This is a genomic window from Streptomyces sp. BI87, from assembly GCF_025957665.1.
GTDB lineage: Bacteria > Actinomycetota > Actinomycetes > Streptomycetales > Streptomycetaceae > Streptomyces > Streptomyces albidoflavus.
On sequence record NZ_CP110079.1, the window covers coordinates 5,772,099 to 5,796,552 of the forward strand.

A 24,454-nucleotide genomic window follows, 5' to 3' on the forward strand; every position below is an offset into this window, starting at 1 on the left:
GGACATGGTCTGGCCGATGGTGGCGGTGGTGCTCGGGTTCGCCGGGCTCGCGGTCCTCGGGGTGCTCGCGGTACGCGTCTTCCTGGAGGTGCGACGGCTCGCCCGGCAGGTCGCGGAGACCTCCTCGCGCATCAACACGGCCGCCGAGGAGCTGGAGCGGGCCGCCACCCGCCTGCCCCCACCCCGCTGAGCAGGCGTTTCCCGTACCCCAACGCCCCCTGCTCCCGCAAACGGGCAAGGAGTACGCTGAGACGGCGGCGGCCGGGCCCGAGGCACCCGGCCGCGACCTGGTGTCTGCACGGGCATTGCCCCGCGTTTACCCACGCGGGTTACGATCGCTGCGCGCGACGGCCGGACCCCGTCCAGCCGTGTGCGGCAGCTCCACCCCCCAGCCGCCTCGGTGAGAAGGAATCGCAATGATCGGCAACCTGAAGCCCCTAGAGATCCTCCTGATCGTCGTCGTCATCCTGCTTCTCTTCGGAGCCAAGAAGCTTCCCGACATGGCGCGTTCCCTCGGCAAGTCCGCCCGCATCCTCAAGAGCGAGGCCAAGGCGATGAAGAAGGACGGCTCCCAGGAGGGCCAGGCCGAGGCAGCCGCCCCGGACGCCCAGACCCCGCAGTCGACGACGGCCCGCACCATCCAGGCCGCGCCGGGCGACGTCTCCAGCTCCCGCCCGGTCAACGAGCAGAACCGCACCCCGCAGAGCTGACGCCATCACCACGGCGGGCCGCCGGGTCCGCCTGTTCGTAACGAGACGAGGGACGTGGGTTGCTCGGGTCTGCCCGCAAGCCGAAGCAGGAGAAGGACACCGAGGGGCGGATGCCCCTCGCCGAACACCTGCGCGAGCTGCGTAACCGTCTGCTGAAGTCCGTCCTGGCGATCGTCGTCATCACGATCGCCGCCGCGTTCTTCTACACCGAACTGATCGAGTTCCTGCTGAGGCCGGTCCAGGAGTCGGTGGGCTGCCTCGACGGATCGCCGACGCAGGACAACGGCAATCCGTGCGCCGACATGACCTTCAACGGTCTCGTCGCGCCCTTCACGATCGCCCTGAAGGTCTCCCTGGTCGCCGGCGTGGTCATCGCCAGCCCCTTCTGGCTCTTCCAGCTCTGGGCCTTCCTCGCCCCGGGCCTGCACAGCAACGAGAAGAAGTACGCCCTGTCGTTCGTCGGCATCGGCGTCCCGCTCTTCGTCGGCGGTGCCTTCCTCGCCTACACGGTGCTGCCGCAGACGGCGACGATCCTCCTCGACTTCACCCCCGACAACGTCCTCAACCTCCTCCCGGTCGACGACTACCTCGACCTGGTGATGAGGATGGTGATCGTCTTCGGCCTCGCCTTCGAGCTGCCGCTGGTCCTCGTCCTCCTCAACATCACCGGCGTGCTCTCCGCCAAGCGCCTCGGCTCCTGGTGGCGCGGGATGGTCCTCGGCATCACCATCTTCGCCGCCGTCGCCACCCCCACCGGTGACCCGTCCAGCATGCTGATGCTGGCCGCGCCCATCTGCCTGCTGTACTTCCTCGCCCTCGGCATCTGCATCCTCAACGACCGCAGGCGCGCGCGTGGCAACCCCGACGCGGAACTCGACGACGACGAGGCGTCCGAGATCGACCTCACCCCCGAGCCGGTCGACGCCATCGAACCGGTCGGCGCCCCGCCGGTCCTGCCCGAGCAGACGAACCGCGGCGAACTGGGACGAGGCGACGGCCGCAAGGAACTCGGCGGTTACGACGACGCGACCTGACCTGTAGGGTCCCGCCGTGACCAGCGAGATCATCCTCTTCGTCAACCCCACGGCGGGACGCGGACGTGGCGCCCGGGCGGCCCTGCCCGCCTCCCGGGTGCTGCGGGACGCCGGCTACCGGGTCAGGACCGTCCTCGGCACTGACGCCGAGGACGCGGCCGGCCGGCTCCGTGAGGCCCTCGCCTCCCGGCCCGCCGCGGTACTGGCGGTCGGCGGCGACGGGCTCGCCGGGCTCGCGCTCCAGGCACTGGCCGAAACCGGCACCCCGCTCGGCCTGGTCGCCGTCGGCACCGGCAACGACTTCGCCCGCACCCTGGGCCTCCCGGTCCGCGACCCCGAGGCCGCCGCCCGGCTCGCGGTGCGCACCCTGGAGGGGCCGGGCCCGCGCCCCCTCGACCTCGGCCAGGTGGGCGACCGCTGGTTCGGCACGGTCCTCGCCGCCGGCTTCGACTCCCGGGTCAACGACCGCGGCAACCGGATGCGGCTGCCGGCCGGCCGCTTCAAGTACGACCTCGCGATCCTCACCGAGCTGGCCGCCTTCCGGCCCGTCCCGTTCAAGCTGGCCCTGGACGACGGGCCCGTCCTCGACCTCGACGCCACCCTGGTGGCCGTCGGCAACGGCACCTCGTACGGCGGCGGCCTCCGGATGTGTGCCGGGGCACGGCTCGACGACGGGCTCTTCGACGTGGTGGTGGTGGGCGAGGTGAGCCGCGCCGAGCTGGTGCGGGTCTTCCCCAAGGTCTACAAGGGCACCCATCTGAGCCACCCCGCCGTCACCGTCCACCGCGCCCGCTCGGTCACCGTCGAGGCGCCGGACATCACGGGGTACGCCGACGGGGAGCCGCTGGGCGCCCTGCCGCTCACCGCCCGCTGTGTCCCGGAGGCCGTCCGGATGCTCGCGCCCTGAGGCGGGGGCCGCGGCCGGACGGGTGGTGATTATCGATCGTCTGCTGTCGGAGGTGGCGGGTAGGCTCGGATCACGATGACAGAGGACCTCTCCCCGGCCGAGCGGTACGCGGCGGCGCGGCAGCGCGCCGTCGAGGAGGCGACCGCGCTCGCCTCCTTCCGCGAGATGTACGACTTCGGCCTCGACCCTTTCCAGCTCGACGCCTGCCGCTCCCTGGAGGAGGGCAAGGGCGTCCTGGTGGCCGCGCCCACCGGTTCCGGCAAGACGATCGTCGGCGAGTTCGCCGTCCACCTGGCACTCGGCCAGTCCAAGAAGTGCTTCTACACCACCCCGATCAAGGCGCTCTCCAACCAGAAGTACGCCGACCTCGCCAAGCGGTACGGCGCGGACAAGGTCGGCCTGCTCACCGGTGACAACAGCGTCAACCCGGACGCCCCCGTCGTGGTCATGACCACCGAGGTCCTGCGGAACATGCTGTACGCGGGCTCGCAGACCCTCACGGGCCTCGGGTACGTGGTCATGGACGAGGTGCACTACCTCTCCGACCGGTTCCGGGGCGCCGTCTGGGAAGAGGTGATCATCCACCTGCCCCCGTCGGTGACGCTCGTCTCGCTCTCGGCCACCGTCTCCAACGCCGAGGAGTTCGGCGACTGGCTCGACACCGTCCGCGGTGACACCGACGTCATCGTCTCCGAGCACCGCCCGGTCCCGCTCTTCCAGCACGTCCTGGCCGGACGCCGGATGTACGACCTCTTCGAGGAGGGCGAGGGCGCCAAGAAGGCGGTCAACCCGGACCTGCTGCGGATGGCCCGGCTGGAGTCCAGCCGCCCCACCGGCCCGAAGGACCGCCGCCGGGGCCGGAACATGCGCGAGGCCGACCGGGAGCGCGAGCGCCGGCAGCGCTCGCGCACCTGGACGCCGAGCAGGCCCGAGGTGATCGAGCGGCTCGACGCGGAGAACCTCCTGCCCGCCATCACCTTCATCTTCAGCCGGGCCGGCTGCGAGGCCGCCGTCCAGCAGTGCCTCTACGCCGGCCTGCGGCTCAACGACGACGCGGCCCGCTCCGCGGTCCGCGAGATCGTCGAGAAGCGCACCGCCGCCATCCCCGACGAGGACCTGCACGTCCTCGGCTACTTCGAGTGGCTGGAAGGGCTGGAGCGCGGCATCGCCGCCCACCACGCGGGGATGCTCCCCACCTTCAAGGAGGTGGTCGAGGAGCTGTTCCTGCGCGGACTGGTCAAGGCCGTCTTCGCCACCGAGACCCTCGCCCTCGGCATCAACATGCCGGCCCGCTCGGTCGTCCTGGAGAAGCTCGTCAAGTGGAACGGCGAGCAGCACGCCGACATCACCCCCGGCGAGTACACCCAGCTCACCGGCCGTGCCGGGCGCCGTGGCATCGACGTCGAGGGCCATGCCGTGGTCCTGTGGCAGCGCGCCATGAACCCGGAGCACCTGGCCGGCCTCGCCGGGACCCGCACCTATCCGCTCCGCTCCAGCTTCAAGCCGTCGTACAACATGGCGGTCAACCTGGTGCACCAGTTCGGGCGGCACCGCTCGCGCGAGCTGCTGGAGACCTCCTTCGCCCAGTTCCAGGCCGACCGCTCGGTGGTCGGCATCTCCCGCCAGGTCCAGCGGAACGAAGAGGGCCTGGAGGGGTACGCCGCCTCGATGACCTGCCACCTCGGTGACTTCGAGGAGTACGGCAGGCTGCGCCGGGAGCTGAAGGACCGCGAGACGGAGCTGGCCCGGCAGGGCGCAGGCCAGCGCCGCGCCGAGGCGGCCGGGGCGCTGGAGAAGCTCCGGCCCGGCGACATCATCCACGTCCCCACCGGCAAGTACGCGGGGCTCGCCCTGGTCCTCGACCCGGGGCTGCCCGCCGGCCGCAGCAACGGCCACCGCGGCTTCGACCACCACGACGGGCCGCGCCCGCTGGTGCTCACCGCCGAGCGGCAGGTCAAGCGGCTGGCCGCGATGGACTTCCCGGTCCCCGTGGAAGCGCTGGACCGGATGCGCGTCCCCAAGTCGTTCAACGCCAGGTCGCCGCAGTCCCGCCGCGACCTGGCCTCGGCGCTGCGCACCCGCGCCGGGCACCTGGAGCCCAAGCGGCACCGCAAGGGCCGCTCGGCCGCCGCCGACGACCGCGAGATCGCCCGGCTGCGCACCGCCATCCGCGCCCACCCCTGCCACGGCTGCGACGAGCGCGAGGACCACGCACGGTGGGCCGAGCGCTACCACCGCCTGAAGCGGGACACCCGGCAGCTGGAGCGCCGGATCGAGGGCCGCACCAACACCATCGCCCGCACCTTCGACCGCATCGTCAACCTCCTCACCGAACTCGGCTACCTCCGGGGCAACGAGGTCACCGAGGACGGGCAGCGACTGAGCCGGCTCTACGGCGAGCTGGACCTGCTCGCCTCCGAGTGCCTGCGCGAGGGCGTCTGGGAGGGGCTCGGCCCGGCCGAGCTGGCCGCCTGCGTCTCCGCCCTGGTCTTCGAGGCCCGGCAGGCCGACGACGCGGTGGTGCCGAAGCTGCCCTCCGGCGCGGCCAAGGCGGCGCTCGGCGAGATGGTCCGCATCTGGGGCCGGCTCGACGCCCTGGAGGAGCAGCACGGCATCAGCCAGACCGAGGGCGTCGGCCAGCGCGAGCCGGACCTCGGCTTCGCCTGGGCCGCGTACATGTGGGCCTCCGGCAAGGGGCTGGACGCGGTGCTGCGCGAGGCGGAGATGCCGGCCGGCGACTTCGTCCGCTGGTGCAAGCAGGTCATCGACGTGCTCGGCCAGATCGCGGCCGCCGCCCCCGAGGGCTCGACCGTGGCGCGCAGCGCCCGCAAGGCCGTCGACGCGGTCCGCCGGGGCGTCGTCGCGTACTCCTCGGTGGGCTGAGCCCCGCTCCGCGCCCCTCGTGTGCCGCCGCCTCCGCAAGGGGGGCGGCGGCACCGTGCTGAGGGGCGCCGGCGCAGGGGAGGGCCGCAGCGGGGGCGAACCGGACCAGTCGCTTTCGGTTCCGGTCAACTCCCTTGCTCGGAGCGGCTGTTGTCGATCTCTCCGTGGCCGGGCGTGGCAGAATGCGGCGCGAAGTCGCCGGTGTCCGGCCGGCGCGCCGCCGGGAGGGGAGTGCGCGAGATGTCCGCAGACACCGGAGCCAGGGAGCAGGACCGGCAGGGGAAGGTGCCGGTCGTCGTGCCGGGGCCCAAGGGGGTGCCGCTGCTGGGGAGTCTTCCGGAGTTCGGCAAGGACCCGCTCGCCTTCTTCGAGCGGCTGCGCGGCCACGGTGACGTGGTGAGCTGGAACTTCGGCGGCAAGCCCAGCCTCTTCATCGCCGACCCCGACCTCGTCGGCGAACTGCTGCGCGAGGTGGAGTCCACCTTCGACCAGCCCGACCTGGGCGTCGCCTTCCGAGCTGTCCTCGGCAACGGGGTCACCGTGGCGCGCGGCCGCGACTGGCGCCGCAAGCGCTCCCTGGTCCAGCCCTCGGTCCGTCCCAAGCAGGTCAGGTCGTACGCGGCGACCATGGCCTCCTGCGCGAATGACACCGCCGACGGCTGGCGGGACGGGCAGCGGATCGACATCAAGCGCGAGATGGCCGCCCTCACCCAACGGATCGCGGTCCGCACCATCTTCGGCACCGACGCCGAGGGCGACGTCGAGGCGATCGGGCGGGCCATGGACATCGCCCAGCGCGAGATCGGGGCCGAGTTCAGCGGCATCGGCGCCGTCCTGCCCGACTGGGTGCCGACCCCGGGGCGGCGGCGGGTGAAGAAGGCCGCCGCCGTCATCGACCGGGAGGTGGGCCGGGTCGTCGCCGCCCACCGCGAGGACGGCGAACGGCCGGACCTGCTCAGCCGGCTCCTCACCGCGCAGGACGAGAGCGGGGCCCGCCTCTCCGAGGAGGAGATCCGCGACGAGACGGTCACGCTCTACATCGGCGGCCACGAGACCACCAGCAGCACCCTGGTGTGGGCCTGGTACCTCCTCGCCCGCAACCCCCGGGTGCGGGCCGTGCTCGACGAGGAGCTGGACCGGGTGCTCGGCGACCGCGAGCCCGGCTTCGAGGACTTCGCCCGGCTGCCGTACGCGCAGGCGGTGGTCCAGGAGACGCTGCGCCTCTACCCGATCCTCTGGCTGCTGACCGGCATCGCCAAGGAGGGCGCCTCCCTCGGCGGGCTGCCCGTCGCGCCGGGCACCCGGGTGTGGACCAGCCAGTGGGCGGTCCACCGCGACCCGCGCTGGTACGGGGACGCCGAGGTGTTCCGCCCCGAGCGGTGGCTGGAGGGTGCGGAGGAGTCGATCCCCGAGTACGCCTGGTTCCCGTTCGGCGGCGGTCCCCGGGTCTGCGTCGGCGCGCGCTTCGCCACCGTGGAGGCGGTCCTGATCCTCGCCGTGCTGGGCCGGCGGTACGACCTGGACGTCGACCCCGGCGAGGTCCGGCCCATGACCACGCTCACCCTCCAGCCCGACCGCGACATGCTCGCCACCGTCCGGGCCCGGGGCGGCGGGGCCTGAGCCACCTGGTTTCCCGACGCCGGGGCCGCACTCCTGAAGGGGGTGCGGCCCTGCTGCGTGGCGGGACGACGCCACCCGTCCGGGTGAAGTCGAAAAGCTGTGCGTCATACGGGAGTTGAAGGAAGAAAGTATTTCGCGGCGGCTTCGAGGGGTGGTCCGGGGGAGGTTCGGGGCCGGGAGGTCGGGGCGTCGTGCGAGGTCACGGCGGCGCGCGGTGGAAGGGGCGCCTCCGGTGTCCCGTGAGGCGGCCGGATCTCGCCCCAGAGTCTCACTCTGCGTGTGCGGGTGGAGGCGTACTGTGCAAAAGGGTTCGAGTGTAGGGCCTGGAAAGGGCCGATGTGCGGCCTTGGGGAATATGCCGCACGGCGGTTTCCCCCGGCACTAAGCTCGCCCGCAGCGCACCGAGTTGAGAACTTCGTGTGCGTTCATCCCCTATTCCCCCATGGTTCGCGCAACTCCCGAGCCGATTGTTCTGAGGGCAATACATGGTGAGTGTCCCATCGCCTCCCGGTGGCCGAGAGACGTCATTCGCACGGGTGCTGCTGCTGCCCGCCGTGCTGATGGCGGCCGCCACCGGAGCCGCCGCGGCCCTGGTCGCCGAGCCCGCCCGGATACCGGTCGCCGTCACCGGAGCCGCCGCCACCCTCGTGGTGATCGCCGTCGCGGCCGAGGCGGTCCGCCGGGGCCGCGCCGCCGCGGCCCTGAGGCTCCAGCACGCCCGCGAGATCGCCCAGCTCGAGCAGCGGCTCGCCGCGCACGACGACGACATCCTGCACCTCGCCCAGGAGCTCATGCCGGCCTGTGTCCGGCGGCTCCAGGCGCACAACCAGACCCCGTCCGAGGTCATGCGCGCCATGATCGACGGCAGCGAGGTCTACCGCGGACTGCCGCACCCCCAGCGGGTCCTCCTGCGCAACGTGCTGCGCATCGTCGACCGCGAGGAGGCCATGCGCGACTCCGCGCAGCGCGCCTTCGTCAACGTCGCACGCCGCGTGCAGACCATCGTGCACAAGCAGTCCGCCGACCTGCGCGACATGGAAGAGGACCACGGCCGTACGCCGGAGGTCTTCGACGACCTGCTGCGGATCGACCACGGCACGGCCCTCATCGGCCGTCTCGCCGACAGCATCGCCGTCCTCGGCGGCGCCCGGCCGAGCCGTAAGTGGCCCAAGCCCGTACCGCTCTTCAGCGTCCTGCGCGGCGCCATGTCGCGGATCATGGACTTCCCCCGCATCGACCTGCACTCGGTCGCCAAGGTCAACGTCGACGGCATCTCCGTCGAACCGCTCATCCACGCCTGTGCCGAGCTGTTCGACAACGCCACCCGCTACTCGCCGCCGCACACCCGCGTCCACGTCACCGCCCACGAGGTCCAGACCGGCGTCGCCATCGAGATCGAGGACGCGGGCATCAGCCTCAACGACGTCGTCCGTGAGCGCGTCGAACGCAAGCTGGAGGAGGCCAAGGCCGGCATCGACGTGGACGACCTCGGTGAGACGCCCCGCCTCGGCCTCGCCGTCGTCGGCCGCCTGGCGCGGATGTACGACATGCAGATCGCGCTCCGCCAGTCCGCCTACGGCGGCGTCCGCGCGGTCCTCATCGTCCCGCGCGACATGCTCACCGACGAGCCCGCCCCCGCCGTCGCCCACGGCATCGGCGCCGCGGCCGTGCAGCGCATCGACGACGACGGCAACCTCATCGCCGACGAGCGGCCCTACCGCAGGCGCCGGCCCACCTCCGGCCCGCCGCTGCACTCCTCCCGCTCGATGTCCCCGCCGCCCGAGGACGACGTGCCCGTCGTCACCGAGTGGACCCCCGAGGGCCTGCCGCAGCGGCGCAGCCGCGTGCGCGGCGGCTTCCCGCACACCGTCCCGGCGCCCGCACCCGCCGCCGACGACTGGCGGCAGGCGGCACCCACGCCCCAGAAGAAGAAGGAGGAGCCCCAGCCCGGCATCTGGCTGGAGGCCTTCACGAAGGCAGCCAACGGTGTGGACGTCGACTCCGGTACCGCCGCCGGGGAAAGCGGCCAGCCCTCCCACGGACACCAGGACAACGAAGGGGACCGGACGTGATCCAGCAACGTGCCAACTTTGACTGGATGCTCAAGGAACTGGACGAGGGCGTCCCCGGGGTCCAGCAGATCGTGGTGCTCTCCGCCGACGGCCTGCGCATCGCCCGGTACGGCGGCGACCCGGACGGTGCCGACCGCATCGCCGCCGCCTGCGCCGGGCTCCAGAGCCTGGCGGCGGCGGTCGCCAGCGAGATCCCGGACTCCGACGGCCGGATGCGGATGGTCGTCATCGAGATCGACGGCGGCTTCTTCTACCTGATGGCCGCCGGTGCCGGCGCCTACCTGGCGGTGCTCACCGACGAGACCGTCGACGCGGGGCTCATCGGCAACCGCATGCGCGACCTGGTCATCCGTATCGGTTCCCACCTCACCAGCCCACCGCGCCACGGCGGGTCGGCCGGATGACCCCTCCCCAGCGCGAGCGCAGGAAACAGGAGCCGGAAGGCTCCAACCCCGAGCGGCTGTACGTCCTCACCGGCGGTACCGAGGGCGCCGAGCGCGCCCCGATCGACCTGGTCACGCTCATCGTGGCCAGGTCGGGGCCGCCGCCCCCGACGGCCCAGCCCGAACAGGCCGCGGTCCTGCGGCTCTGCCGCCGGCCGCTCTCCGCGGCCGAACTCTCGGCCTACCTCGCCCTGCCCTTCAGTGTGGTGACGATCCTGCTCACCGATCTGCTCTCCGCCGAGCTGATCGAGTCCCGGGCGCCGATCACCCGCGCGACGCTCCCGGACCGTTCCCTCCTCGAAGCGGTGATGCATGGACTTCAAAAGCTCTGACACGATCACAGGACCCCGGAGCGAGGACGTCCTGCCCGACACGGCCACCGCCGCCGTCAAGGTCGTGATCGTCGGGGGATTCGGCGTCGGGAAGACCACCATGGTCGGCTCGGTCAGCGAGATCCGTCCGCTGACCACCGAGGAGACCATGACGCAGGCCGGTGTCGGCGTCGACGACAACCGGGGCGTCGAGTCCAAGACCGCGACCACCGTCGCGATGGACTTCGGCCGCATCTCCATCACCGACCAGCTCGTCCTCTACCTGTTCGGCACCCCCGGCCAGGAGCGGTTCTGGTTCCTGTGGAACGGCCTCTTCGAAGGCGCGCTCGGCGCTGTCGTCCTGGTCGACACCCGGCGGCTGGAGGTGAGCTTCGACGTCATCGGGCGGCTGGAGGAACGCGGCGTCCCCTTCGTCGTCGCGATCAACAGCTTCCCCGAGGCACCCCGCCACAACCTGGACGACCTGCGCCGCGCGCTCGACCTGCCCGAGTACGTACCGATCTTCGACTGCGACGCCCGCTACCGCGAGTCCAGCCGGGACGCGCTGATGACCCTCATGCGCTACCTGCACGAGATGACCCCGGCCACCGCCTGATCCGCCCGCCGCCCGGCCCGGAACCTCCGGGCGGGGCGGCGCGGGCCCCCCGCACCCGGCCGAGGCCGCCGCACCGCCGTGCCAGCCCGACGCCCCGCACCGCCCGACCCTTCATCGGAGCATCCACCGTGACGACCCCCCAGGCCCCTCACTCCTTCCCCGGCACCCCCGCCGGGCCGCCCCCCGGCTGCCCTGCCCACGGCGCGGACCCGGTCGGACCGTTCGGAGCCGGCGGGCTGCGCCGGCTCTACGGACCCGAGGCCGAGCGCGACGCCCCCGGGCTCTTCGAGAAGCTCCGCGCCGAGCACGGCCCGGTCGCCCCCGCCCTGCTCCACGACGACGTGCCGATCTGGGTGGTCCTCGGCCACAGCGAGAACCTCCACATGCTCCGCACCCACTCGGTCTACACCCGCAACTCCCGCCGCTGGCGGCTGGTCCAGGACGGCACGCTCGGCCCCGACTACCCGCTCACCCCGCTCTTCGCCTGGCAGCCCATCTGCTCCTTCGCCGAGGGCGCCGAGCGCGAGCGGCTGCGCGGCGCCGTCAACAACGCGATGAAGCAGATCGACTACCGGGGGGTCCGCCGGGCCATCAACCGGCACAGCAACCGCCTGGTCAACGAGTTCGGCCAGGACGGCCGCGCCGACCTGGTCAGCCAGTTCACCGACCACCTGCCGATGCTGGTGATGCTCGACGTCCTCGGCCTGCCCGAGGAGTACAACGAGCAGATGGTCGACGCCGCCCGCGACATGCTCCAGGGCACCGAGACCGCCAACGCCTCCAACGCCGCCATCATGGGCATCCTGGAGCGCCACGTGGCCCGCCGCCGGGCCCAGCCGGACGACGACTTCACCAGCAGCCTCCTGGAGGACGAGGCCCGCCTCACCGACGACGAGGTCGCCCAGCACCTGCGCCTGGTCCTCATCGCCGCCTACGAGGCCACCTCCAACCTCACCGCCAACGTGCTGCGGATGGTCCTCACCGACCCGCGCTTCCGCGCCCAGCTCAACGGCGGCCAGATGACCGTGCCCGAGGCGGTGGAGCAGACCCTCTGGGACCAGCCGCCGTTCAGCAACATGCTCGGCTACTTCGCGGTCCAGGACGCCGAACTGGGCGGCCAGCAGATCAAGAAGGGCGACGCGCTGCTGCTCAACATCGCCGCGGCCAACGTCGACCCGGTGGTCCGCCCCGACCTGGAGGCGAACATGCAGGGCAACCGGGCCCACCTCGCCTTCGGCGGCGGCGTCTACGAGTGCCCCGGCGACGACCTCGGCCGGGCGATCGCCGACACCGGGGTGGACGCGCTGCTGATGCGGCTGCCCGATGTGGAACTCGCCGTCCCCGAGACCGACCTGCACTGGACCAACTCGCTGATCAGCAGCCACCTGACGGAACTCCCGGTGGTCTTCAGCCCCCGCCAGCCGCTGGAGATCAGCAGCAGTCCCGGCCAGACCGGCGCCTCCCGCACCGACTGGGAGATCTCCTCGCCCGCCCCGCGCCCCCAGGCCGCCGGCCCGATCCCGCCGCAGGTCGCCCCGCACGTCCCGGGCCCGCCCGCCGCCGAGGGACCCGTGGCCACCGTGCCCGCGCAGCGCCGGGGCGCCTGGCGCCGGCTCGTGGAGTGGGTGCGCGGCGGCTGACCCGATGCCGTGCGACGGCGGGTGAGGGTCCGGGGTCTCCGGTCCCTCACCCGCCGTTCCGTGTGCCGTGCGAGGTCAGGCGGGGTCGGGCACGCCCTCTGCCCACCGGTCGTACGCCGTCCACGCGGTCAGTTCGCGGGTGCTGGTGAAGCGGCGTTCGGTGCCGGTCACCGGGTCGGCGAACTCAAGGGTGCGCGCGAGGAGTTGCAGGGGCCGGCGGAAGTCGTCCGGGGCCGGGTCGGTGACCTGCGGATAGACGGGGTCGCCGAGGATCGGCAGGCCCAGGGAGTTCAGGTGGACGCGCAGCTGGTGGGTGCGGCCGGTGTGCGGCAGCAGGCGGTAGCGGCCGAGTGAGCCCCGGTGGGCGAGGAGTTCGACGCGGGTCTCGGCGTTGGGTTCACCCGGGACCTCCTGGGCGGCGATCACCCCGCGCTCCTTGACGATGCGGCTGCGTACGGTGCGGGGGAGGGCCAGCCCGGGATCGTACCCGGCCACCGCCTCGTACTCCTTGCGGACCAGGCGGTCGCTGAAGAGGCGTTGGTAGGCGGCGCGTTCGGCGGGGCGGACGGTGAGCAGGACCAGGCCGGCGGTGAGGCGGTCCAGGCGGTGGGCGGGGCTCAGCTCCGGCAGTTCCAGGCGGGTGCGCAGCAGCGCCAGGGCGGTCTGGGTGACGTGGCGGCCACGCGGGGTGGTGGCGAGGAAGTGCGGCTTGTCGACCACCACGAGGTGCTCGTCGCGGAAGAGCACCACCGGCGGGTACGGCGCCGGGACCTCCGCGGCGCGCCGGCGGTGGAACCAGACCTGCCCGCCCGGCACGTACGGCGCGTCGGCCGCGACCGGCCGCCCGTCCCCGGTGACCACCTCGCCCTCGGCGAAGAGCGCGTCGACCTCGGCCGCCGCCACCGGCAGCCGCTCCACCAGATGGTCCCGGATCGTCGCCCACGGCCCCTCCAGCGGCAGCCGGACCCGGACGGGCCCGATGCCGTCGCGCTGCGGCAGCGGAGCGGGCGTACGGCGGGATCTTCGGCTCATCCGGCCAGCCTACGAGAGGCCGGCGGACGGCGGCGTGCGGAAGGGCGGAGGGCGCCCGGGGCACCCTCCGCCCTCACTCCGCCTGCGGTCAGCCGGCCTTCGGCATCAGGACGGTGTCGACGATGTAGACGGTGGCGTTGGCGGTCGGCACGTTGCCGCAGACGACCTTGGAGTTGTCGTTGACGGTGAAGTCCGTGCCGGAGCCCATGGTGGTGAGCTTGCTCTTCTCCAGCGTCTCGAAGGAGCCGTCCTCCAGTTGCTTCGGGGTCAGCTTCTGGCCCACCACGTGGTAGGTGAGGACCTTGGTCAGCTCCTCCTTGTCGGCGAGGAGCTTGTCGAGGTCGGCCTTGGGGATCTTGGCGAAGGCGTCGTCGGCCGGCGCGAAGACGGTGATGTTCTCGGCGTTGTTCAGGGTGTCGACCAGACCGGCCTTCTTCACCGCGGTGACCAGCGTGGACAGCTCGGGGTTGTGGGAGGCGGCGGTGGCGACCGGGTCCTTGGCCATGCCGTCGAAGCTGCCCGCGCCCTCGTTCGGCACGGAGGAACAGGCCGGACCGAACGGCTCGTTCGGGGTCTGGTCCTTGCCCATCCCCCCGGACTTCTCCGGGCTCTGCTGCGAGGCGGCCGACGACGGCGCCTCGGCGGCCTTGTCACCGCTCTCGGAGGAGCAGGCCGCGAGGCTGACGGGGAGGATCGCGGCGGCGGCGACGGCGACGGCGGTACGGCGGACACGGGTGGTGAACATGGTGCTCCTTGTCGGTGAGCCGCTGGGCGGCTCGTCGGTACTGCGGAAGACGGACCCTGGTCGGAGGAGTTCCGGGGGTTCTCGGGAAAGGCCCTCACAGGCCCCGGGAGGTGGCCGGTGGTGGTCGGTCCACGCTGACCACCACCGAGTGGAGGCCGGTCGCGCCGTCGGGCACGGTGCCCTGACGGCGGGAGGTCTGTACGGCGCCGGCGGCGTCGGTGGCCCGCACGTGGAGGGTGTGGCTGCCCTCGGTGGCGGGCCAGTCCCAGACCCACTGGCGCCAGGTGTCGAGGCCCGCCTCGGCGGCGAGCCGGGCGTCCTGCCACGGGCCGTCGTCGACGCGTATCTCGACCCGGCGGATGCCGCGGTGCTGCGCCCAGGCCACCCCGGCGACGCGCACGGTTCCGGCGCGCAGCCGGGCGAAGGGGCGCGGGGTGTCGATCCGCGACTGCGTCTTGATGGGCGCCTCGCGGGCCCAGTCGCGCCGGACCCAGTACGGGTCGAAGGCGTCGAAGGTGGTCAGCTCCAGCTCCTGGAGCCACTTGCAGGCGGAGACGTAGCCGTAGAGGCCGGGCACCACCATGCGGACCGGGAAGCCGTGCCGGAAGGGCAGCGGTTCGCCGTTCATGCCGACCGCGAGGATCGCGTCCCGGCCGTCCATGACGGTGTCGACCGGGGTGCCGAGGGCCATGCCGTCGACCGAGCGGGAGACCAGCTGGTCGGCGGGGCCGCCCCGGGACGGCGGACGGACCCCGGCCTCCTCCAGAAGGGGGGCCAGCGGTACGCCGAGCCAGCGGGCGCTGCTCACGTACGGGCCGCCGACCTCGTTGGAGACGCAGGTCAGGGTGATGTCCCGCTCGATCATGTCGCGGCGCAGCAGTTGGGCGAAGTCCAGTTCCAGCGGCCGCCGGACGCCCTTGCCGTGCACCGTCAGCCGCCAGCTCCCGGCGTCGACCCGGGGGACGACCAGGGCGGTGTCGACGCGGTAGAAGTCGCGGTCGGGGGTGGTGAAGGGGCTCAGCCCCTCGACGCGGGGGCGGGCGTGGGCCGGGATCGGCCGCGCGGGCGAGGACGGCCTCGGCAGCCGCACCGCGGCCCGGGAGGCCTCGGCGTCGGCAGCACCGGAGGCACTCAGCCGGCGTCCGGCGAATCCGGCCCCGGCGGAGACGGCGACCGAGGCGCCGGCCGCCAGGACGAAGCCGCGCCGGTCGAGGGCGGCCCGGTCGCGGGACACCTCCGTACCCGGACCGGCGCCGGTCAGGCGGCCGACGAGGAGCCAGAGCACACCGGCGCCGGCCGGCGCCCCGGCCGCCGAGGGCAGGGCGTCCGGCCAGCCGGAGCCGGGGCGGCTGAGGGCGGCGGCGGCACCGATCACGCCGAACACCAGGACCCCGGCGACGCCCGCCCGGCGGTTGCGGCGGGCCACCAGTCCGACGGCGGCGGCGAAGAGGGTCAGCAGGACGAGGATGCCGCCCAGCAGGACCACCTTGTCGTCCTCGCCGAAGGCGCGGATCGCCCAGTCCTTGACCTCCACGGGGGTCCGGTCGATCACGGCGCCGCCCACGGCGGTGACGGGGCTCGACTCGGGGCGTACCGCCGCCGAGAGGAGCTCAGCCGCGGCGAGGGCCGCGAAGGCCGCGATCACCCCGGACAGGGCGGCGAGCGCGGCCCGGGTCGTCCGGGTGCGCCTGCTGGGTGCGGTGCTCGTCTCTTCGGTCACGCCAGCTATTCGGAGCCACGGGGGAGGGGGATTGGTCTGTCACCCGATGGAGTGAGTTCGTCTTTCCGGCATCTGCTTCGAGCTGGCTTTTCGTCAGGCAGCGGGCGTATGGAAAGTTGACGGCCCGCAGGAGAAGAACCGCCCCCGTCCACCGGGACAGCGGGTGGACGAGGGCGGTGGCGGGGGGTGCCGGCGGGTCAGGCCGGCAGATTCAGCAGACCGACCGGGTCGGAGGTCGGCTGCTCGGAGCCGCCCGGCGGTTCGACGGTGATGCCGACACCGGACGCCTCGCCGACGGCGCCCTCCAGGCGGACGGCCTCCACGCCGTCGCCGCGCGAGGGCGGCATCAGCCCGGCGGAGCGCATGGTGCCGCCGTCGTCGAACCAGAGCTGGTACACCTTCCCCTCGGGCAGCGCGGGCATGTCCGCCGAGAGGAACACCGCCTCGTCGAGCGAGGCCGAGACGATGACCGTGGCGCGGGTCCCCTCGCCCCACTGCGCCGACTGCGAGCGGGCGTCGGGCGCGGCCAGCACCCGGGCCACCGAGGCGGCCCGGCGCTCCGCCGCCTCGGCCCGCTGCCGCGCCTGCTCGGCCTCCTGGTGCTGCCAGACGGCGATCCCGCCGAGCCCGGCGACTGCCGCGAGGCAGGCGGCGAGCGCGAAGCCGGTGAACCGGCGGGCCCGCCCGGCCCGGGGCCTGGCGGTGGCGGCCGCCGTGCGGGGCGGCTCCTGCCGTACCTCGCCGATGCGGCGCAGCACCTGGTCCTTCATCGCGGGTGGCGGCACCGCGGCCTCGGCCAGGCCGAGGCGGGCCGCCGTGGCGGTGAGTTCGGCGACCTCGGTGGTGCACGCCGGGCAGTCGGCGAGGTGGCGGTCGAAGGCGGCGCGCTCCTCCTCGGGGAGGGCGTGCAGTGCGTAGGCGCCGGTCAGCGTGTGGAGTTCGGCGGTGGTCATGCGCTCACCCCCAGGCAGTCGCGCAGCCGGATGAGGCCGTCGCGCAGGCGGGTCTTCACCGTGCCGAGCGGCACGGTGAGCAGTTCGGCGACCTCGCGGTAGGCGAGGCCGCGGTAGTAGGCGAGGCTGACCGACTCGCGCTGGAGTTCGGTGAGGGTGCGCAGGCAGCGGCGGACCTGTTCGCGCTCCAGCCGGGTCTCGACCTGCTCGGCGACCTCGTCGAAGGCGCGGGTGCGGTCGAGCAGGGCGGCCCGCTCCTCGCGGTCGGCGGCGGCCTGCACGGAGCGGACCCGGTCGACGGCGCGCCGGTGCGCCAGCGTCATCACCCAGGTCATGACGGTCCCCTCGGCGGGCCGGTAGCGCGCGGCGGTGCGCCACACCTCGACCAGCACCTCCTGGGTGACCTCCTCGGACTGTGCCGGGTCGCGCAGCACGCGGCGGACCAGGCCGAGGACGGGTCCCGCCACCGTGTCGTACACGGTGGTGAAGGCATCCCGGTCGCCGACGGCGACCTGGCCCATCAACGCCTCCAGGTCGGGCACCGCCGACGGGGGCGGGCCGATGCGGACGGGTTCCTTCACGCGTACTCCTTCGCCGGGGTCCGGGTGCAGCGTGACCACTGCTCAGGGGGGTTCGGTGCGGAGTGCGGGGCGGATTGGCCGGGCCGGGAGGTTTTGCCGTTCCGTGACCTCCGGGCGTGGCGGCGCCCCGGGCCGGGGGCTCTGGCCTGCCCCGGCCCGGGGCGCGCGGGCCCGTCCCTCGCCTGCGTCCGGCCGACTCCGGAGGCACGCGGGGAGGGCGGGCCCGGGACACGGACGGCTCTGGTGCCCGTACCCCGGGAGTCGGGGTCAGGCGGCGGTGGCGGCCCCGGCCTGCTCCTGCTCTGCCTCGACCTGGGCGTTCCAGTCGCGCTTGGACGCCTGCCAGCCGTCCTCGTCGTGGCCCAGGCGCCAGTAGCCGGAGATGGAGAGCTGCCCGCGGGCGATGCCGCGCTCCATCCGCAGGTGGCGGCGGAGCTCCTTGACGAAGCCGGCCTCGCCGTGGACGAAGGCCAGCACCTCGCCCTCGGGGAACTCCAGGGCGCGGACGGCCTCGGTGACCAGGGAGCCGACCGGCGCGTCGCCCCGGTGCAGCCAGACCACGTTCTTGCCCTGCGGCCCGTCGATCTCCTGCTCCTCCTCGGGGCCGGAGATCTCGACGAAGGCGCGCACCTCGGCGTCGGCCGGCATCGCCTCCAGGGCGGCGGCGATGGCCGGCAGGGCGCTCTCGTCACCGGCCAGCAGATGCCAGTCGGCCTGGTCGCCGGGGGCGTAGGCGCCGCCCGGGCCGAGCAGGCGGATCTCGTCGCCGGGGACGGCGGCGGAGGCCCACGGGCCGGCCAGCCCGCTGTCGCCGTGGACGACGAAGTCCACCGTGATCTCCCGCGCCTCGGCGTCCCAGCGGCGGACCGTGTACGTACGGGTCACCGGCCACTGGTCGCGCGGCAGCTCGGCGCGGATCGCCGCGATGTCGAAGGGCTCCGGGTAGGTGACGCCCTTCGGCGGGAAGAGCACCTTCACGTAGTGGTCGGTGAACTCGTCGGCCGAGAAGTGGGCCAGGCCCTCGCCGCCGAGGACGATCCGCTGCATGTGGGGGGTGAGCCGTTCCGTCCGCACCACCCGCGCGAGATGGGTCTGCGGAGCCTTGCGTGCCGGACGGTCCGCCATGGAGGGGCCTCCCAGATCGGGTGTGGTTAGGTGAGCCTAAGTTAACACCCGGCCCGGGGGGTGTGGCGAGGGCGGGTTCCGCGCGCCTGGTGCGCTCAGGCGCGCAGCACCGCCAGCAGCCGCTCCAGCGAGCCCCCCAGGTTCCAGCGTTCCGCCAGGGCCGCCAGCGCCTCGGGGTCGCGCGGCGTGCTCGGCAGGGCGGGGTCGAACGGGGCCAGCTCGACGTCGGTGGCGACCCGGACCACCTCCGGGGCCACCGCCAGGTACGGGCGGGCCTCCAGGAGCCGCTTGCGCTGGGCGGGCGTCACCTTGGAGCGGGGGTCCTCGGCGGCGGCGACGATCCCGGCCACGTCGCCGTAGGTGGCGAGCAGCTTGGCGGCCGTCTTCTCGCCGACGCCCGGGACGCCGGGGAGGCCGTCGCTGGGGTCGCCGCGCAGCAGGGCCAGCTCGGCGTAGCCCGCGCCGTCGACGCCGTACTTCTCGCGGAGCAGCTCCTCGTCGGTGAGCTGGAGGGTGCCGACGCCCTTGAGGGGATAGAGGACGCGCACGCCCCGCGCGTCGTCGACCAGCTGGTAGAGGTCGCGGTCGCCGGTGACGATGTCGACCGGGCCCTGCGCGGCGGTGGCCAGCGTGCCGATCACGTCGTCCGCCTCGTAGCCGGCCGCCTCGGCGCGGGCGATGCCCAGCGCGTCGAGCACCGCCTCGATCACCGGCACCTGCGGCGAGAGGGTGTCCGGCGTCTCCTCGACGTCCGGTCCCTCGGGGGTCTCCTCGGCCACCCGGTGGGCCTTGTACGTCGGGATCAGCTCGACCCGCCAGGCCGGGCGCCAGTCGGCGTCCATGCAGGCGACCAGGGCGTCCGGGCGGTGGTCCTGGACCAGCCGGGCGATGAAGTCGAGCAGGCCCCGGACGGCGTTGACCGGGGTGCCGTCGGGCGCCCGGACCGTGTCGGGGACGCCGAAGTAGGCCCGGAAGTACAGGGAGGCGGTGTCCAGGAGCATGAGGCGCGGTGTTGGCTGAGTCACCCCGGCATCATCGCGCACCGGTGGGCCGGGCGCGGCGGACGGGCGGCATGCGGCGGGCGGGTCGGCCCGCGAGGCGAGTGGCTGAAACGGAGGGCTTCACGAACCCGGGATCGTCACGTAGAGTAATCAAAGGGCGTCGGTGGGCGAGATTCGTGCACGGATCGTGAACTGGCTCACTCCTTTGTTTGGATTTTTTAAGTCCGGGCAGGCGCGCAGGCGGAGCGGACCCGGGCGCGGCGCCATCACGCCAACTTCCCGGGGCACGGGCGGAACCGTGCTGCTCCACGGCCCGCCGGCGGGGGAGGCGGGCCGTCGTCGTGACAAATCGAGAGGTGTATGTGTCCAGGCTGCAAGCCGAGCACTTGTACAAAGTGTTCGGAAGACGACCCGATGAAGCGGTGCAACGACTGGCGAAGGGAGTCGACCGCGACGAGCTCCGTGCCGAGGGCACCACGGCCGCGGTGATCGACGCCTCCTTCTCCGTCGAGCCTGGCCAGATCTTCGTCGTCATGGGGCTCTCCGGCTCCGGCAAGTCGACGCTGCTGCGCATGCTGAACGGGCTCCTCGAGCCCACCGCCGGGCACGTCCGCTTCGACGGCCAGGACCTGACCGAACTGGCCCCCGCGGAGCTGCGCGCCGTCCGCTCGCAGAAGATCAGCATGGTCTTCCAGCACTTCGCGCTCTTCCCGCACCGCAGCGTGCTGGAGAACGCCGGGTACGGCCTGGAGGTCCAGGGTGTGCCGCGCGCCGAGCGTGAGCGCCGCGCCCTGGAGGCACTGGAGCTGGCCGGGCTCGCCGGCTGGGAGAAGTCCTGGCCCGACGAGCTCTCCGGCGGCATGCAGCAGCGTGTGGGCCTGGCCCGCGCGCTGGCCACCGACGCCGACCTGCTCCTGATGGACGAGTCGTTCAGCGCCCTCGACCCGCTGATCCGCCGCGACATGCAGGACCAGCTCCTGGAGTTGCAGAAGCGGCTGAAGAAGACCATCGTCTTCATCACCCACGACCTCAACGAGGCGATGCGCCTCGGCGACCGCATCGCCGTCATGCGCGACGGCCGCATCGTGCAGATCGGGACCTCCGAGGACATCCTCGTCACTCCGGCCAACGACTACGTCGCCTCCTTCACCCAGGACGTCGACCGCTCCCGCGTGCTGACCGCCGGGGCGATCATGGCCGACGCCGACACCGTGACGGCCGCCCCCGCCGCCACGAAGTCCGGTGAGAAGAGCCTCGGCAAGGCCGCCCGCACCGAGCGGGAGATCCTCGACGCCGCACCCGCGGTGGTTCGCGAGGACGCGCCGATCATCGAGCTGTTCACCCCCTGCGCCACCAGCACCGAGCCGGTCGCCGTCACCGACGCCGCCGGCAAGCTGGTCGGCGTCGTGCCGCGCGAGCGGCTCCTCGCCGTGCTCGGCGAGCCGATGTCCCCCTCGGCGCCGCGTGACGCCGCCGACGAGGACGAGGGCAAGGTGAGCGCCCATGCCTAGGCTGCCCTTCGGTGAGTGGGTCGACTCCGGTGTCGACTGGCTCCAGAACAATCTCGCCTGGCTCTTCGACGCGATCAGCGCCGTCGTCAAGGGCCTGGACACCGGCATCAACGCGGTCCTCACCGCCCCCGAGCCGCTGCTGCTCGCCGGTATCTTCGCCGTCATCGCCTGGTGGCTGCGCGGCCTGCTGGCCGGCGCCCTGAGCTTCGTCGGATTCGGCCTCATCATCTCGATGGAGCTGTGGGACGACGCGATGGCCACGCTGTCGCTGGTGCTGGTCGCCACCCTGGTCGCGATCGTGCTCTCCGTGCCGCTCGGCATATGGGCGGCCCGCTCCCGCACGGTGAGCGCCGTGCTGCGACCGGCCCTGGACTTCATGCAGACCATGCCCGGCATGGTCTACCTGCTGCCGGCCGTCATCTTCTTCGGCCTCGGCGCCGCCCCCGGCATCGTCGCCACCATCATCTTCGCGATGCCCCCGGGCGTCCGGATGACCGAGCTGGGCATCCGCCAGGTCGACAAGGAGCTGGTGGAGGCAGCCGAAGCCTTCGGCACGACGCCGCGCAACACCCTGCTGCGGGTGCAGCTCCCGCTGGCGCTCTCCACGATCATGGCCGGTGTCAACCAGGTCATCATGCTGGGCCTGTCGATGGTCGTCATCGCGGGCATGGTCGGCGCCGCCGGCCTCGGCAGCTCGGTCTACGAGGGCATCAGCCAGCTGAACATCGGCCTCGGTTTCGAAGCCGGTGTCTCCATCGTGATCCTCGCGATCTACCTGGACCGCCTCACCAGCGGCCTGGGCCAGCAGGTCTCGCCGGTCGGCCGCCGCGCCATCGCCAAGGCCCGCGCCTCCGCTGCCGGCGGCAAGAAGATCTGGAGCTACCGGCCGCAGACCGCCGTCGCCATGGTCGGCGTCGTCGTCCTCGCCCTGATCGCGGGCGGCATGGGCGCCCTCGGCTCCTCGGACAACGAGGCCCAGGCCGACTCCGGCAACGTGGGCCAGGGCCGCGAGATCAACATCGGCTACATCCCGTGGGACGAGGGCATCGCTTCCACCTTCCTGTGGAAGGAGATGCTGGAGCAGCGCGGATTCAAGGTGAACACCCAGCAGTACGAGGCGGGCGCCTTGTACACGGGTATGGCCAACGGCGAGATCGACTTCGAGACCGACTCCTGGCTTCCGACCACGCATGAGTCGTACTGGAAGAAGTACGGCGACAAGCTTGAGGACATGGGTTCCTGGTACGGCCCGACTTCTCTGGAGATCGCGGTTCCCTCCTACGTGAAGGGGATCGAGTCGATGGAGGATCTGAAGGGTCAGGCGGACAAGTTCAAGGGCCGGATCGTCGGTATCGAGCCGGGTGCCGGTGAGATGCAGCTGCTGAAGAGCAAGGTGCTCAAGGAGTACGGGCTCGACAAGGAGTTCAAGGTCGTCGACGGTTCGACGCCGGCGATGCTGGCCGAGCTGAAGCGCGCGTACGCCAAGGAGGAGCCGATCGCGGTCACTCTGTGGTCGCCGCACTGGGCGTACAACGAGTTCGACCTCACCAAGCTGAAGGACCCGAAGGGTGCCTGGGGCGAGGGCGACCAGATCCACACGCTGGCGCGTAAGGGGTTCTCGAAGGACTTCCCCGAGGTGGGTAAGTGGCTCAAGGACTTCAAGATGTCCGAGGAGCAGCTGACCAGCCTGGAGGCGGAGATCCAGGGTGCGGACAAGGGCAAGGAGCAGGACGCCGTCCGTGCCTGGCTGAAGGACCAGCCCAAGGCTCTGGACACGTGGGCCCCGGTCTCCGGCGGCGACAACACCGACATCGGCAAGGGCCGCGAGATCAACGTCGGCTACATCCCGTGGGACGAGGGCATCGCCTCCACCTTCCTGTGGAAGGAGATGCTGGAGCAGCGCGGATTCAAGGTGAACACCCAGCAGTACGAGGCGGGCGCCTTGTACACGGGTATGGCCAGCGGCGAGATCGACTTCGAGACCGACTCCTGGCTTCCGACCACGCATGAGTCGTACTGGAAGAAGTACGGCGACAAGCTTGAGGACATGGGTTCCTGGTACGGCCCGACTTCTCTGGAGATCGCGGTTCCCTCCTACGTGAAGGGGATCGAGTCGATGGAGGATCTGAAGGGTCAGGCGGACAAGTTCAAGGGCCGGATCGTCGGTATCGAGCCGGGTGCCGGTGAGATGCAGCTGCTGAAGAGCAAGGTGCTCAAGGAGTACGGGCTCGACAAGGAGTTCAAGGTCGTCGACGGTTCGACGCCGGCGATGCTGGCCGAGCTGAAGCGCGCGTACGCCAAGGAGGAGCCGATCGCGGTCACTCTGTGGTCGCCGCACTGGGCGTACAACGAGTTCGACCTCACCAAGCTGAAGGACCCGAAGGGTGCCTGGGGCGAGGGCGACCAGATCCACACGCTGGCGCGTAAGGGGTTCTCGAAGGACTTCCCCGAGGTGGGTAAGTGGCTCAAGGACTTCAAGATGTCCGAGGAGCAGCTGACCAGCCTGGAGGCGGAGATCCAGGGTGCGGACAAGGGCAAGGAGCAGGACGCCGTCCGTGCCTGGCTGAAGGACCAGCCCAAGGCTCTGGACACGTGGGCCCCGGTCTCCGGCGGCGACAGCGACAAGAAGAAGGACGTCGCTGCCGAGGCCAAGCGCCCCATGGAGGTCGCCTGGTTCCCGTGGGAGGAGGACATCGCCGCCACGTACCTGTGGAAGCACGTCCTCGAGGACCGCGGCTACAAGATGAACCTGCACCAGTTCGAGGTCGGCCCGATGTACGCGGCGATGTCGCGCGGCCAGATCGACGTGCAGTTCGACGCCTGGCTGCCGAACACGCAGAAGAAGTACTGGGACAAGTACCAGAACGAACTGGTCGACCTCGGTGACTGGTACGGCCCCACCTCGCTGGAGCTGGCCGTCCCCGACTACGTGAAGGACGTCAAGTCCCTCGCCGACCTCAAGGGCAAGGGCGAGCAGTTCGACGGGCGCATCGTCGGTATCGAGGCCGGTACCGAGACGATGGACATCCTGAAGAACAAGGTCGTCCCCGGCTACGGCCTGAGCGGCGAGTACAAGGTCGTCGACAGCTCCACCCCGGGCATGCTCGCCGAGCTGAAGCGCGCGTACGCCAAGAAGGAGCCGATCGCGGTCATGCTCTGGACGCCCCACTGGGCGTACAACGAGTACAAGCTGAACAAGCTCGAGGACCCGAAGAAGCTCTTCGGCGAGGGTGACCAGCTGCGGACCGTGGCGCACAAGTCGTTCACCGAGAACTACCCGGTGGCCTCCGACTGGTTCCGCGACTTCGAGCTCAGCGAGGACCAGCTCGCCGGGCTGGAGAACGAGATCCAGAAGCTCGGCACGGGCAAGGAGGAGCAGGCCGTCGACGCCTGGCTCAAGAAGAACCCGGAGATGGTCGACAAGCTCGCACCCATGTGAGCCTGGAGCACCCCGCGTGAGGGTTCCGGTGCCCCGGCACCGGTCCACTCCACGTGACCGGAGCGTCACCTGACGGCGCGCCCCCGGCACGCCCGGCCAAGGGGCGGACCC

General features: G+C 72.1%; 20 protein-coding genes. 13 read left to right on the forward strand and 7 right to left on the reverse strand.

Going from position 1 to position 24,454, the window contains the following annotated elements; all coding sequences use genetic code 11:
• The first annotated feature begins 4 nt into the window (after positions 1 to 4).
• The 11 genes from OIM89_RS25750 (at position 5) to OIM89_RS25800 (ending at position 12,236) form a co-directional block, all read left to right on the forward strand.
• A complete protein-coding gene (locus tag OIM89_RS25750) occupies positions 5 to 190 on the forward strand; it encodes a hypothetical protein (protein WP_030696503.1) in 186 nt (61 codons plus the stop codon).
• 226 nt (positions 191 to 416) lie between these two features.
• The gene (tatA, locus tag OIM89_RS25755; RefSeq protein ID WP_030696502.1) at positions 417 to 710 is read left to right on the forward strand and encodes a Sec-independent protein translocase subunit TatA; all 294 of its coding nucleotides are present in this window, start codon (positions 417 to 419) and stop codon (positions 708 to 710) included.
• A gap of 59 nt (positions 711 to 769) precedes the next feature.
• Entirely contained in the window at positions 770 to 1,744 is a 975-nt protein-coding gene (tatC, locus tag OIM89_RS25760) for a twin-arginine translocase subunit TatC (protein ID WP_030696501.1), read from the forward strand.
• Between the two features lie 16 nt (positions 1,745 to 1,760).
• A complete protein-coding gene (locus OIM89_RS25765) occupies positions 1,761 to 2,651 on the forward strand; it encodes a diacylglycerol kinase (RefSeq protein WP_264491652.1) in 891 nt (296 codons plus the stop codon).
• 75 nt (positions 2,652 to 2,726) lie between these two features.
• Positions 2,727 to 5,534: a DEAD/DEAH box helicase gene (locus tag OIM89_RS25770; RefSeq protein ID WP_175457676.1), complete on the forward strand. Its 2,808-nt coding sequence runs from the start codon at positions 2,727 to 2,729 to the stop codon at positions 5,532 to 5,534.
• A 240-nt stretch (positions 5,535 to 5,774) separates the two neighbouring features.
• Positions 5,775 to 7,154: a cytochrome P450 gene (locus OIM89_RS25775; protein ID WP_257203773.1), complete on the forward strand. Its 1,380-nt coding sequence runs from the start codon at positions 5,775 to 5,777 to the stop codon at positions 7,152 to 7,154.
• A gap of 485 nt (positions 7,155 to 7,639) precedes the next feature.
• The gene (locus OIM89_RS25780) at positions 7,640 to 9,226 is read left to right on the forward strand and encodes a sensor histidine kinase (protein WP_078858197.1); all 1,587 of its coding nucleotides are present in this window, start codon (positions 7,640 to 7,642) and stop codon (positions 9,224 to 9,226) included.
• Complete coding sequence (locus tag OIM89_RS25785) at positions 9,223 to 9,630, forward strand: roadblock/LC7 domain-containing protein (protein ID WP_003947186.1); 408 nt, start codon at positions 9,223 to 9,225, stop codon at positions 9,628 to 9,630. Before OIM89_RS25780 ends, OIM89_RS25785 begins: the two co-directional genes overlap by 4 nt.
• Positions 9,627 to 10,001 (forward strand): DUF742 domain-containing protein, encoded by a 375-nt coding sequence (locus OIM89_RS25790; RefSeq protein WP_257380615.1) that lies wholly within the window; start codon positions 9,627 to 9,629, stop codon positions 9,999 to 10,001. The genes OIM89_RS25785 and OIM89_RS25790 overlap by 4 nt, the downstream gene beginning before the upstream one ends.
• Positions 9,982 to 10,596, forward strand: a complete 615-nt coding sequence (locus OIM89_RS25795; RefSeq protein WP_030696495.1) for a GTP-binding protein — start codon at positions 9,982 to 9,984, stop codon at positions 10,594 to 10,596. Before OIM89_RS25790 ends, OIM89_RS25795 begins: the two co-directional genes overlap by 20 nt.
• A 128-nt stretch (positions 10,597 to 10,724) precedes the next feature.
• Positions 10,725 to 12,236 carry a cytochrome P450 gene (locus tag OIM89_RS25800; protein ID WP_238469200.1) on the forward strand — a complete coding sequence of 504 codons (1,512 nt, stop codon included), beginning with the start codon at positions 10,725 to 10,727 and terminating at the stop codon, positions 12,234 to 12,236.
• 75 nt (positions 12,237 to 12,311) lie between these two features.
• Here OIM89_RS25800 and OIM89_RS25805 read toward each other — a convergent pair whose 3' ends face one another.
• The 7 genes from OIM89_RS25805 to OIM89_RS25835 form a co-directional block, all read right to left on the reverse strand.
• The gene (locus OIM89_RS25805; RefSeq protein ID WP_264491653.1) at positions 12,312 to 13,268 is read right to left on the reverse strand and encodes an RluA family pseudouridine synthase; all 957 of its coding nucleotides are present in this window, start codon (positions 13,266 to 13,268) and stop codon (positions 12,312 to 12,314) included.
• Between the two features lie 88 nt (positions 13,269 to 13,356).
• Positions 13,357 to 14,013 carry a fasciclin domain-containing protein gene (locus tag OIM89_RS25810; protein ID WP_030696492.1) on the reverse strand — a complete coding sequence of 219 codons (657 nt, stop codon included), beginning with the start codon at positions 14,011 to 14,013 and terminating at the stop codon, positions 13,357 to 13,359.
• 94 nt (positions 14,014 to 14,107) lie between these two features.
• The gene (locus OIM89_RS25815; protein WP_264491654.1) at positions 14,108 to 15,733 is read right to left on the reverse strand and encodes a molybdopterin-dependent oxidoreductase; all 1,626 of its coding nucleotides are present in this window, start codon (positions 15,731 to 15,733) and stop codon (positions 14,108 to 14,110) included.
• A gap of 197 nt (positions 15,734 to 15,930) precedes the next feature.
• Positions 15,931 to 16,686 (reverse strand): anti-sigma factor, encoded by a 756-nt coding sequence (locus tag OIM89_RS25820; RefSeq protein WP_257380618.1) that lies wholly within the window; start codon positions 16,684 to 16,686, stop codon positions 15,931 to 15,933.
• Entirely contained in the window at positions 16,683 to 17,267 is a 585-nt protein-coding gene (locus tag OIM89_RS25825; protein ID WP_030696489.1) for a sigma-70 family RNA polymerase sigma factor, read from the reverse strand. Before OIM89_RS25825 ends, OIM89_RS25820 begins: the two co-directional genes overlap by 4 nt.
• A gap of 267 nt (positions 17,268 to 17,534) precedes the next feature.
• Positions 17,535 to 18,392, reverse strand: a complete 858-nt coding sequence (locus OIM89_RS25830; RefSeq protein WP_030696488.1) for a siderophore-interacting protein — start codon at positions 18,390 to 18,392, stop codon at positions 17,535 to 17,537.
• Positions 18,393 to 18,487: 95 nt separating this feature from the next.
• Complete coding sequence (locus OIM89_RS25835) at positions 18,488 to 19,393, reverse strand: 5'-3' exonuclease (RefSeq protein WP_030696487.1); 906 nt, start codon at positions 19,391 to 19,393, stop codon at positions 18,488 to 18,490.
• Between the two features lie 362 nt (positions 19,394 to 19,755).
• On the opposite strand from OIM89_RS25835, the gene OIM89_RS25840 reads away from it, so the two are divergent.
• Positions 19,756 to 20,904 (forward strand): quaternary amine ABC transporter ATP-binding protein, encoded by a 1,149-nt coding sequence (locus tag OIM89_RS25840; RefSeq protein ID WP_030696486.1) that lies wholly within the window; start codon positions 19,756 to 19,758, stop codon positions 20,902 to 20,904.
• Positions 20,897 to 24,343, forward strand: coding sequence for an ABC transporter permease/substrate binding protein (locus tag OIM89_RS25845; protein WP_264491655.1), 3,447 nt, complete (start codon positions 20,897 to 20,899; stop codon positions 24,341 to 24,343). Before OIM89_RS25840 ends, OIM89_RS25845 begins: the two co-directional genes overlap by 8 nt.
• Positions 24,344 to 24,454: the final 111 nt, after the last annotated feature.